Source organism: Citrobacter sp. wls619 (assembly GCF_005281345.1).
GTDB lineage: Bacteria > Pseudomonadota > Gammaproteobacteria > Enterobacterales > Enterobacteriaceae > Citrobacter.
In genome coordinates, this window is record NZ_SZXJ01000027.1 from 525,074 (window position 1) to 525,508 (window position 435).

The window sequence follows — 435 nt, forward strand, 5'->3', positions numbered from 1 at the left end:
TTTAACCTGTCAAAACAATCAGATTGATGCTCAAAAGGATCTCAAGAAGATCCTTTCGATTTTGCTGATCGTTATGTCCTACCAGTTGCCATATGGATAGGTTTTCCCTTTGATAAAATCACGGATAAAGGCATCGTAACCATTAGCCTCGATGTAACTGAAATCAATCCGATTGGGAACGTTTTTGCATATCAGCATATCATCCCCCGTCAGGGTGAACTGCCGGGCAGGATGCTGGAGTACGGATGAGTTCCCGTTATCCTCAAGCCAGACCCGTACAGTACCGCCGGGAGCCAGACCAACAGCCATTCGGTTCCGGTAGTACGGTTTCCCCGGATGGTAGGGATCAGGAAATGCCGTAGTCATCTGCTGCCACGTCTCCCGTCCGAACCAGATCTCTGTCTCATACGCTTTTTTATCGATAACCGAGTCCCA

1 protein-coding gene is annotated in these 435 nt (G+C 48.3%); it reads right to left on the minus strand.

The window, feature by feature from the left end; translation table 11 throughout:
* Positions 1 to 78: 78 nt before the first annotated feature.
* A partial coding sequence (locus FDX19_RS05230; RefSeq protein WP_137381879.1) for a DUF2931 family protein occupies positions 79 to 435 on the minus strand: 357 nt, incomplete at its 5' end.